The organism is Caulobacter sp., assembly GCF_035254145.1.
In the GTDB taxonomy this organism is placed as follows: domain Bacteria; phylum Pseudomonadota; class Alphaproteobacteria; order Caulobacterales; family Caulobacteraceae; genus Caulobacter.
Window position 1 is genome coordinate 1 of sequence record NZ_DATFAV010000266.1, and the last position, 9,878, is coordinate 9,878.

The 9,878-nt window shown below is 67.9% G+C and carries 13 protein-coding genes and 2 pseudogenes; 7 read left to right on the plus strand and 8 right to left on the minus strand.

Annotation, left to right across the window (positions count from 1 at the left end; all coding sequences use genetic code 11):
• Together VJ655_RS16235 and dnaN are read right to left on the minus strand one after the other, a co-directional pair.
• Positions 1–239, minus strand: a pseudogene (locus tag VJ655_RS16235) (VOC family protein); the annotation flags it as partial.
• An 82-nt stretch (positions 240–321) separates the two neighbouring features.
• Positions 322–1,440, minus strand: a complete 1,119-nt coding sequence (gene dnaN / locus VJ655_RS16240) for a DNA polymerase III subunit beta (protein ID WP_324112851.1) — start codon at positions 1,438–1,440, stop codon at positions 322–324.
• A gap of 175 nt (positions 1,441–1,615) precedes the next feature.
• Between dnaN and VJ655_RS16245 the strand changes: the two are divergent.
• Positions 1,616–1,890, plus strand: a pseudogene (locus VJ655_RS16245) (DUF2061 domain-containing protein).
• Here the strand turns inward: VJ655_RS16245 and grpE are convergent.
• Complete coding sequence (grpE, locus tag VJ655_RS16250; RefSeq protein WP_324112854.1) at positions 1,830–2,453, minus strand: nucleotide exchange factor GrpE; 624 nt, start codon at positions 2,451–2,453, stop codon at positions 1,830–1,832. The pseudogene VJ655_RS16245 and the gene grpE sit on opposite strands and share 61 nt — an antisense overlap.
• 12 nt (positions 2,454–2,465) lie before the next feature.
• On the minus strand, positions 2,466–3,542 hold the full coding sequence (gene hrcA, locus VJ655_RS16255; protein ID WP_324112855.1) for a heat-inducible transcriptional repressor HrcA: 1,077 nt from the start codon (positions 3,540–3,542) through the stop codon (positions 2,466–2,468).
• A gap of 156 nt (positions 3,543–3,698) precedes the next feature.
• On the opposite strand from hrcA, the gene rph reads away from it, so the two are divergent.
• The 3 genes from rph (at position 3,699) to VJ655_RS16270 (ending at position 6,085) form a co-directional block, all read left to right on the plus strand.
• Positions 3,699–4,415: a ribonuclease PH gene (gene rph, locus VJ655_RS16260; RefSeq protein ID WP_324112857.1), complete on the plus strand. Its 717-nt coding sequence runs from the start codon at positions 3,699–3,701 to the stop codon at positions 4,413–4,415.
• A gap of 65 nt (positions 4,416–4,480) precedes the next feature.
• Positions 4,481–5,458 carry a S1C family serine protease gene (locus tag VJ655_RS16265; protein WP_324112859.1) on the plus strand — a complete coding sequence of 326 codons (978 nt, stop codon included), beginning with the start codon at positions 4,481–4,483 and terminating at the stop codon, positions 5,456–5,458.
• Positions 5,459–5,557: 99 nt separating this feature from the next.
• Positions 5,558–6,085 (plus strand): DUF6680 family protein, encoded by a 528-nt coding sequence (locus VJ655_RS16270; protein WP_324112861.1) that lies wholly within the window; start codon positions 5,558–5,560, stop codon positions 6,083–6,085.
• Positions 6,086–6,091: 6 nt separating this feature from the next.
• On the opposite strand, the gene VJ655_RS16275 is transcribed toward VJ655_RS16270, so the two are convergent.
• The 4 genes from VJ655_RS16275 to VJ655_RS16290 form a co-directional block, all read right to left on the minus strand.
• Complete coding sequence (locus tag VJ655_RS16275; protein ID WP_324112863.1) at positions 6,092–6,325, minus strand: helix-turn-helix transcriptional regulator; 234 nt, start codon at positions 6,323–6,325, stop codon at positions 6,092–6,094.
• A gap of 18 nt (positions 6,326–6,343) precedes the next feature.
• Positions 6,344–6,877, minus strand: coding sequence for a DUF2975 domain-containing protein (locus VJ655_RS16280; RefSeq protein WP_324112865.1), 534 nt, complete (start codon positions 6,875–6,877; stop codon positions 6,344–6,346).
• Positions 6,878–6,961: 84 nt separating this feature from the next.
• A complete protein-coding gene (locus VJ655_RS16285) occupies positions 6,962–7,078 on the minus strand; it encodes a hypothetical protein (protein WP_324112867.1) in 117 nt (38 codons plus the stop codon).
• Positions 7,079–7,246: 168 nt separating this feature from the next.
• A complete protein-coding gene (locus tag VJ655_RS16290) occupies positions 7,247–7,840 on the minus strand; it encodes a glutathione S-transferase N-terminal domain-containing protein (protein ID WP_324112869.1) in 594 nt (197 codons plus the stop codon).
• A 32-nt stretch (positions 7,841–7,872) separates the two neighbouring features.
• Here VJ655_RS16290 and rdgB point away from each other — a divergent pair, with 32 nt between their 5' ends.
• From rdgB to VJ655_RS16305, 3 genes are all read left to right on the plus strand, one after another.
• Positions 7,873–8,475 carry an RdgB/HAM1 family non-canonical purine NTP pyrophosphatase gene (gene rdgB, locus VJ655_RS16295; RefSeq protein ID WP_324112871.1) on the plus strand — a complete coding sequence of 201 codons (603 nt, stop codon included), beginning with the start codon at positions 7,873–7,875 and terminating at the stop codon, positions 8,473–8,475.
• The gene (gene hemW, locus VJ655_RS16300; RefSeq protein WP_324112873.1) at positions 8,468–9,616 is read left to right on the plus strand and encodes a radical SAM family heme chaperone HemW; all 1,149 of its coding nucleotides are present in this window, start codon (positions 8,468–8,470) and stop codon (positions 9,614–9,616) included. Before rdgB ends, hemW begins: the two co-directional genes overlap by 8 nt.
• Before the next feature lie 35 nt (positions 9,617–9,651).
• Positions 9,652–9,878: SAM-dependent methyltransferase (locus tag VJ655_RS16305; protein ID WP_324112875.1), on the plus strand; the 227-nt coding region annotated here is incomplete at its 3' end.

Consider the following 9,878-nt stretch of genomic DNA (forward strand, 5'->3'; position numbering starts at 1 on the left):
TCGCCCTCCTCGACCGTGTCGAAGGCGAAGCCGCCCATCATGCCGTTGCCGACGCAGGCGGGGTTGCCGTCATAGGGACCCAGCACCCCGAACATGCAGCCGTCGCCGCGATAGAGCCGGCCGCCCGACGGATGGTCGAACAACGGCTTGAAGCCGATCGAGCCCAGCAGGTCGTCGTAGAAGGCCCTGGCCTTCTCCAGGTCGTTCGAACCGACCGTCACATAGTTCACCTTGGCCATGGCCACCTCCCGTTTTCTTATGAAACGGACCTTAACGGCCTTATGAGCCTTGGCAATATGACCCCAACGTCAATCAGCCGCGTCAGACTCGCAGCGGCATCAGCACGTACTTCACGCCCGGATCGACCGGATCGACCACCAGGGTCGGGCTGGCCGGGTCGGCGAAGCGGAACTCGGCCTGCGGGCCGGCGATCTGGCCGCAGACGTCCAGCAGGTAGCGGGCGTTGAAGCCGATCTCGAAGGCCTCGCCGTCGTAATCGACCTCGACCTCTTCCACGGCCTGGCCGGCTTCCATGTTGCGCACGGTCAGGGTGATGCGGCCCGGCTCGACGGCCAGCTTCACCGAGCGACTCTTCTCGGCCGAGATGGTCGCCACCCGGTCGACGGCCTTGGCGAACAGATCGTTGTCCAGGGTCAGGATCTTGGCGTTGTCGCGCGGAATGACGCGCAGATAGTCCGGGAAGGCGCCGTCGATGACCTTGGAGGTCAGGGCGGCCGCGCCGAACTCGAAGCGGACCTTCTGGGGCGAAACCTGCAGATCGACCGTCTCGCCGGCCGATTCCATCAGGCGGCGGGCCTCGGCGATGGTCTTGCGCGGCACGATCACGCCCGGCAGGCCGGCCGCGCCCTCGGGGGCCGGCATCTCGGCCAGGGCCAGGCGGTGGCCGTCGGTGGCCACGGCGCGCAGCTTGGTCTCGCCGCCGTCATTGACCGTGTGGAGGTAAAGGCCGTTCAGATAGTAGCGGGTCTCTTCGGTCGAGATCGCAAAGCGAGTCTTGTCGATCAGGCGGATCAGCTCGTTGGTGTCGACCGCGATCCGGCCCGACAGCCCGTCGCTGCTCATCACCGGGAAGTCGCCGGCCGGCAGCACCGGCAGGTTGAAACGCGAACGACCCGCTTGGATGACCAAGCGAGGATCATCGCCGCTGAAGCTCAGCGACACGTCGGCCCCGTCTGGCAGCTTGCGGACGATTTCATAGAGGGTGTGGGCCGGAGCGGTGATCTGGCCGGGAACGTCGATCTGGGCCAGGCCCTCGTCGATGATCTCCATGTCCAGGTCGGTGGCCGAGAACGACAGGGTGTCGCGGTCGGCCGACAACAGGATGTTCGACAGGATCGGGATGGTGTTGCGCCGCTCGACGACGCTCTGCACGTGCCCCAGCGCCTTCAGGAGCGCCGCCCGTTCGATCGTAAGCTTCATAATCCGGTCCAGCTGGCGAGGCCGCCGCCCCAGGAGAATCGTCCTGCACGGCCCCGTTGAGAAGGGACCGCCGACATTAGCGAAATCGCGCGCCTGTGGAAGGGGGCCGACCCCCTTGCGGCGCGTGAAATAATGCTCACTTATTGAGAATGATTCTCAAATAGGAGCGCATCCGATGCGTCTCGTCCTCAAGACCATGACCTACGCCAGCATGCACCTGACGGTAGCCATCGCCGTGGCCTACGCCCTGACCCGGGATTGGCGGGTCGCCCTGGCCGTCGGAATCGTCGAACCGATGGTCCAGACGGTGGCCTTCAACATCCATGAGCGGCTCTGGTCGCGCGCCGACAACAGAGCGACGCGCGACCTGGGACTGGCCAGCTGACGGATCAGGCCTTGGTGTCGAAGGCGCCGCCCGAACCGTCGCCGTCGGGGGCCGCGCCGGCATAGGGATTGGCGCCGGCCGGGCCTTCGGAGACGGCTGGGCCGGTCGACCCCTTGGCCGCCACGGCGACCATGGCCGGACGGACCAGGCGGCCCATCAGCTCGTAGCCGGCCTGCAGGACGGTGATCACGCCGCCGGCGGCGACGTCGGTCGAGGGTTGCTCCATCACCGCCTGATGCAGATGCGGATCGAACTTCTCGCCCTGAGTGGGGTCGATCTTCTTGAGGCCGTTGCGCTCGAAGGCGCCCTGCAGCTCCTTCTCGGTCATCTCGACGCCGACGATGAAGTTCTTCACCGCCGCGTCGGTCGAGTCCTTGGGGCTGTGGGCGGTGGCGCGCGACAGGTTGTCGGCCACGCCCAGCAGGTCGCGAGCGAACTTCTGGATCGCATAGGCGCGCGTGTCGTTCATCTCGCGCTCGGCGCGGCGCTTGGTGTTCTCGGCCTCGGCGGCGTAGCGGAGAGCCTGCTCCTTGAGAGCGGCCACCTCGGCCTTCAGGGCCTCGACCTCCTGCGCGAGGTCCTCGGCTTCGAACGCGGTGTCTTCGGCCGGCGTTTGCTCGTCGGTCATCTCGTAAGGTCCTTATCCATCCATCATCCGTCCGAGCACCCGGGCGGTGTAGTCCACCAACGGGATGACACGGGCGTAGTTCAAGCGGGCGGGCCCGATCACGCCGATCGCGCCCAGCACCTTCTGTCGGCCTGACATATAAGGCGCCGCGATCACGGAGGAACCCGAAAGCGAAAAGAGCCGCGTTTCGGCCCCGATATAGATGCGCACGCCCTCGGCCTCGCGGACGTCGTCCAGCAGGCCGATCAGCTGGCCCTTCTGCTCCAGGTCGTCGAACAGCTGGCGCACGCGGTCGATGTCCTCGCTAGCCCGGGCGTCGGCCAGCAGGTTGGCCTGCCCCCGCACGATCAGCGAGCGCGCGTCGCCCTCGCCGCCGCTCCAGGCCGCCAGGCCTTCCTCGACCAGGCGCGCGGCGGCCTCGTCCAGCTGCCGGCGGGCGATGTCCAGTTCCGCGCCCATCTCGACCCGAGCCTCGCTGAGGGTTCGACCTCGCAGCCGCGCGTTCAGGAAGTTGGACGCCTCCTGCAGGGCCGAAGGCGTCACGCCGGGCGACTGGCGCATCAGGCGGTTCTCGACCTGGCCGTCCTCGAACACCATCACCGCCAGCACCTGGCCGCCGCCCAGCGGCACGAACTCCACATGCTTGACCCCGCCTTCGCGGACGGGCGTGACGACGATCCCGGCCCCGCCAGCCAGGCCCGAGAGCACGGCGCTGGCCTCGGCCAGGGCTTCCTCGAACGAGCGACCGCGCACGGCCAGCCGCGCCTCGATGGCGCGCTTTTCCTCCTCGGCGATGTCGCCGACCTCCAGGAAGCCGTCGACGAACATCCGCAAACCCGCATGGGTCGGCAGGCGGCCGGCGCTGGTGTGCGGCGCGTCCAGCAGGCCCAGCTGCGCCAGGTCCTGCATGGTGTTGCGGATCGAGGCCGGCGACAGGGCCACCCCGCCCCGGGAGATCGTGCGCGACCCGACAGGCTCGCCGGTCTCCAGATACGACTCCACGACGCGACGGAAGATGTCGCGGGCGCGGGAGTCCAGTTCGCTCAGGCCGGGCGCGCGAACGATCGGCCCGGGGAAGATCTGGGTCATTTGGCTACCATCGAGGGCGTGTCGCCCGAGACGTGTCGTTTGGGACCCGGTCGGCGAACAAAAGCGGTCAACCTCTTTCAAGTTCGGCTCGCAATAGGATAAGCGGCCCCTGCACGCTTTCAAACCCCATCCCTCGTCCTGAACCAGGAGTTTCCCATGCGCCCGTCCGAACGCGCCCCCGACCAGATGCGCGCCGTCACGCTGGAAACCGGCGTCAACCGCTACGCCGAGGGCTCGTGCCTGATCTCGTTCGGCCACACCAAGGTGCTGGTCACGGCCACGGTCGAGGAGAACCTGCCCGGCTGGCTGCGTAACAAGGGCCAGGGCTGGGTCACGGCCGAGTACGGCATGCTGCCCCGCGCCACCCACACCCGCGGCCGCCGCGAGGCCGCCGCCGGCAAGCAGACCGGCCGCACCCAGGAGATCCAGCGCCTGATCGGCCGCAGCCTGCGCGCCGTCGTCGACCTGAAGGCCCTGGGCGAGCGCCAGATCACCCTGGACTGCGACGTCGTCCAGGCCGACGGCGGCACCCGCACCGCCGCCATCACCGGCGCCTGGGTCGCCCTGCGCCTGGCCACCAAGTACCTGCTGGACGAGGGCGTGCTGAAGTCCGACCCGATCATCGGCCAGGTGGCCGCCGTCTCGTGCGGCGTCTTCGCCGACACGCCGGTGCTCGACCTCGACTACGAGGAAGACAGCAGCGCGGAGGCCGACAGCAACTTCGTGCTGACCGACGTGGGCGACATCGTCGAGATCCAGGCCACCGGCGAAAAGCGCGGCTTCACCCGCGCCGAATTCGAGTCGCTGTACGGCTTGGCCGAAAAGGGCGTCGGCGAGCTGTTCGCCCTGCAGCGCGCGGCGATCGGGGCTTAACGTTCCAGCCCTTGCCGGAACGGGGTAACGGCCCCAGATTCCTATCTCAAGATCAGGAGTCCCGCGTGCCAACCCCGTTCGAAGGCCACGAAGTCGAAGCCCGCCTGCGCCCGTCGGCCGAAGCCTATCGCTTCGACCTCGATCAGGCCCTGGCCAGCGTCGTGGCGCTGGAAGCCCAGGTTCCGGCCGACGCCTATACGGCGGCGATCCTGGGAACCGAGCGCATCGGCAACGGCGTGGTGATCGGGCCAAGCGGCCTGGTCCTGACCATGGCCTATCTGATCACCGAGGCCGAGGAGGTCGTGCTGACCCGCGGCGACGGCCGGCGCGTGCCGGCCCATGTCCTGGGCCTGGACGCCCGTTCGGGCCTTGGCCTGGTCCAGGCGCTGGAGCCGCTGGACCTGCCGGTGATGACCCTGGGCGGCGCCCAGGACCTGGAGGCCGGCGCGCCGATCATCGCCGCCGGCGCCGGGGGCCGGGCCCACGCCGTGGCCGGCAAGGTCCTGACCCGCATGCCCTTCGCCGGCTACTGGGAATACATGCTGGACGACGCCATCATCACCGCCCCGGCCCATCCCCACTGGAGCGGCGCGGCGCTGATCGGGCCCAAGGGCGATCTCGTGGGCCTGGGCTCCCTGACCCTGGAGGGCCGCGACCAGAACGGCGAGTCCAGGCCGCTTAACATGTTCGTGCCGACCGAGCTTTTGCCGCCGGTCCTGGACGACCTGGCGCGCGGACGAAACCCGCATCCGCCGCGCCCCTGGCTCGGGGTCTTCGCCCAGGAGATGGAAAACCACGTGGTGCTGGTCGGCGTCTCGCCGAAGGGACCGGCCGCCCGCGCCGAACTGCGAGCCGGCGACCTGATCCTGGCCGTCGACGGCGAGCCCGTGTCGGACCTGGCCGAGTTCTACGAGAAGCTCTGGAGCCTCGGCGAGGCGGGCGTCACCGTGCCGCTGAAGATCCTGCGCGAGGGCGACGCCTTCGAACTCGAGGTCCGCTCGATGGACCGCGCCAGCCTGCTGAAGAAGCGGCGGCTGAACTAGGAGCGCGGGCCAGGGCCAGCATGAGAGGTCACCTGCATCAGCACTAGATGTTTAGCTTGCTTCAAGCTTAAGCTTTAGCCGCTGGACAGGGAGAAAATGATGCGGTGGCCCACTGCGGAAGAGTGGCAGGCAATCGCCGGGATCGCGACATTCGCGGCGGCGTGCGTTGCAGTTTGGGCTTCCTTCCGCGCGCCTAAACTCGCCGCTGAATTTGCTGAGAAACTCCGACGCGACGCCTTTGCCTCCGAAAGAGCTCGACTGATGCAGATCGACCTCCTATTCGAACTCATGAAGCATAGAAACCGATACACTTATTCTGACATCTACCCCAGCCTAAATTTAATCGACCTAGTTTTCTCCGAATCCCCGCCCATTCGACAGGCGTGGCATCAATTTTTCCTGTCTGTTACCGATCAGGGCGCAGTAAATTCACTACGACAAGAGCGTTACAATAAGATAATTGAGGAAATAGTTCGATATCTCGGCCTGGGAGATCAAATAAACAGCCTGAACGTTCAAATGGCCTACGTTCCAACCATAGAACACAAGAGACAAGAAGTTCTACTGGCTGAAATCAATAGAAAATGGGACGAGTTATTTGGCCAAAAGCCAGATGAACAACACTAATTGTAGCTAGTCATCCTCGTCGTGGCCCCCAGGCGGGCCGCTTTCGAAGGTCAGGAGATCGCCCGGCTGGCACTGCAGCTCGCGGCACAGGGCGTCCAGGGTCGAGAACCGGACGGCGCGGGCCTTGCCGGTCTTCAGGATCGACAGGTTGGCGATCGTCACGCCCACGCGGTCGGACAGTTCGGTCAGCGACATGCGACGGTCCAGCAGCACGCGGTCGAGGTTCACGCGGACGGGCATCTTTGGGATCGCTCCGGGTCAGATCGTCAGTTCGGCTTCCCGACGAAGGCGCGCGCCTTCGCGGAAAACCTCGGCCAGGACGAAGACCACCAGCACCGAGAACCAGGCGGTCAGGGTGAAGCTGTCGTCGATGACCTTGGCCTTGGGGGCCAGCCAGCGGGCCATGCCCGAAAACACGTAGCGGCCGACCTCCAGCCCCGCCAGGACGAGGCCGATCAGGCGCAGGCGCACCACGTTGTCGGGATGGAAGGGGTCCCCGGCCGTCAGGGTGGCGAAGATCTTGCGCAGCCGCTCGACGATCACCATCCAGCCGCCCAGCAGCAGCGCCCAGGCCGCCAGGGCGCCGGCGAACAGCGGGCCGTCGCGGCTGACGGCCTCGACCGCGTCGCTGATCGGCAACATCGAGGCCAGGAGTTCGGGATTGAAGCTGAACAGCAGGGCGACCAGCGTGAACAGCGACAGCAGGCTGACGAAGATCCACAGCCCGACGTAGATCACATCCAGGATGATCTTCAGAAAGCTCGAAACGGAGCCTGGCCCCAAGGCGCGCATGGCTGCTCCCCGACAGCGACGCTGAACACGACGCCCCGCGTCGCGGGAGACGTCAGACGGCGGGTCTCTCGCCCCGGATGGGCCCTACAGAGTCTGCGCCACGAACGCCACGGCCGACACCGGCACGCCCACGATCAACGCGGCGGTGATGGCGGTCATGACGACCTTGTCGGCGAGGCGGAACAGGCGGGCGGCGGACATCGGTTTTTTCCGGGTTGGAGAGACATGGGTCGCGACGGCGGACCGGCGTTCTCCATGCTCAACAAATAGGGACCGATTTCCGTTCCGCCAATCGCGATTATCGAAAAACGATATTAAACTATGGTAATGATGTCACCCGCCCGGCCTTGCGTGGCGTAAGCGCCACAGTCAGGTGGCGCTGGCGTCGCTGGCGATCATCGAACCGCGCCTGGACACGACCTCGAACCAGGCCGCAAGCATCGGTCGCCCCACCCGCCAGTCCACGACCTTGCGCGCGTCGAGATAGGCCAGCTGGGCGGCGACGGCGATCTCGGCGATGGCGAACCGCGCGGTCGACAACTCGGCCTTTTCGAACAGGTCCAGGGCCGCCCCGATCGCCTTCAGCTGGCGCTCGAAGACGTCCTGGCGGTGTTCGGCCTCGGGGCGCATCCGCTCGCGTACGACCAGCAGGGCCGCGTCGCCCATGCCGTCGGCGGCCGCCTCCAGCGTCAGGGCGCGATGGCGCTCGGGCTGGGTGGCGGGGATGAGGCGCGGCTCGGAGAGGCCGTCGAGATAATCGCAGATCACGCCGGAATCGTAGACGGCCTCGCCATCGTCCAGCACCAGGGTCGGCGCCTTGTTCAACGGGTTGAGCGCGCGCAGGCTCTCGTCCTGATAGGGCGCGATGGTCTCCAGCGCGATCCGTTCGGAAAGGCCCTTTTCCAGCGCCAGGACGCGAACCTTGCGCGCAAAAGGCGACAGGGCGGAGTAAAGGAGCCGCATCGAGTATTTTCCTTGGCTGACCGGAGGGACAAATGGCGCTGAAGCTTGAGATGGGAATGAAGCTTGTGGCCGCCACCCACAATCCTGGCAAAGCGCGCGAGATCGCCGCCCTGCTGGACGGCCGCTTCGAGATCGTCGCGGCTGGGACGCTGGGCCTGCCCGAGCCGGACGAGACCGAGAGCACCTTCGTCGGCAACGCCCTGCTCAAGGCCCGCCACGCCGCCGACCTGTCGGGCCTTGTGGCCCTGGCCGACGATTCCGGCCTCTCGGTCGCGGCGCTGGACGGCTCCCCGGGGATCTATTCCGCGCGCTGGGCGGGGCCCGGCAAGGACTTCGCCCAGGCCATGGCCAAGGTCGAGGAGCGCCTGGAGGAGACCGCCTCGGACGATCGCTCGGCCTGGTTCACCTCGGCCCTGGCCGTGGCCTGGCCGGGCGGCCCGGCCGTCGTCGTCGAGGGCCGCGTCGACGGGACCCTGACCTTCCCGCCACGTGGCGCGCGGGGCTTCGGCTACGACCCGATCTTCGTCCCCGAAGGCCATGAGACGACCTTCGGCGAGATGGAGCCGGCGGCCAAGGACGCCATGAGCCACCGGGCCCGGGCGTTCGCCAAGCTCAAGGCCGCGCTGTTTGAGTGATCCCGCTCCGCTGGGCGTCTACGTCCACTGGCCCTATTGCGCCCGCATCTGTCCCTATTGCGATTTCAACGTCGTGCGCGATCGGGGGCGGACGGCCGAGCAGGCGGCGCTGGCCGACGCCATCGTCGCCGACCTCGTCGCCCAGCGCGACCTGACCGGCGAGCGGACCCTGCTGTCGATCTTCTTCGGCGGCGGCACGCCCTCGCTGATGGACCCGGTCCAGGTGGCGCGGGTGATCGAGACCGCCAAGCGGCTATGGTCGCCGGCCGCCGACATCGAGATCAGCCTGGAAGCCAACCCGACCGACGCCGAGGCCGATCGTTTCGCGGCCCTGGCCGAGGCCGGCGTCCAGAGGCTGTCGCTGGGCGTCCAGGCGCTGGACGACGACTCGCTGAAGGCCCTGGGCCGCAATCACGACGCCGGCGCGGCGCGGCGCGCCATCGCGGCGGCGGCCAAGGCCTTCCCGCGCCTCTCCGTCGACCTGATCTACGCGCGGCCGGGCCAGACCGACGCGGCCTGGCGCGCCGAGCTGGCGCAGGTCCTGGCCATGGGTCCCGAGCACGTCTCGCCCTATCAGCTGACCATCGAGGCCGGCACCGCCTTCGACCGCGCGGTGGGGCGCGGGACGCTGAAGGTTCCCGACGAGGACCTGGCCGCCACGCTGTTCGAGACGACGCAGGAGATCCTGGAGGCCGCTGGCTTCGACGCCTACGAGGTGTCCAACCACGCGCGCGGCGAGGCGGCCCGCTCGCGGCACAATCTCGTCTATTGGCGCGGCGTCGACTATGTCGGCGTCGGTCCCGGCGCCCACGGACGCCTGGCCCTGCCCGAGGGCCGCGCGGCCACCACCGCCCATCGCGCCATCGCCGACTATGTCGCCGCCGTGGCCACGACCGGCGTTGGCTTCGAGCGCGAAATCCTCACGCGCCAGGAGGCCGCCGAGGAGCGGCTGGTGCTGGGCCTGCGAATCGACGACGGGGTCGCCTTCGCCGAAATGGCGCCCCTGGGGCTGACGCCTGACCTGCCCAAGGTGCGCGACCTGGTCGAGGCGGGGCTGCTCGCGGCCGACCCCAATCGTTTGCGCGCCACCCGCGGCGGCCGTCTGGTGCTGGACCGGCTGACAGGCGTGCTGGCGACCTGATATGGCTTGTCCTCGAAAGCCGAAGGACGCGTGATTTGAGCCGCCAGCTTCCCCCGCCAGCCCTGTCCGACGCGCCGCTCGCGCCTGGGCTCTATCTGGTGGCGACGCCGATCGGCAACCTGCGCGACATCACCTTGCGCGCCCTGGACGTGCTGGCCGGCTGCGACGTCCTGCTGGCCGAGGACACCCGCGTCACCGGCAAGCTGCTGTCGGCCTACGGGATCCGCACGCGGCTCGAGCGCCACGACGAGCACGTCGCCGA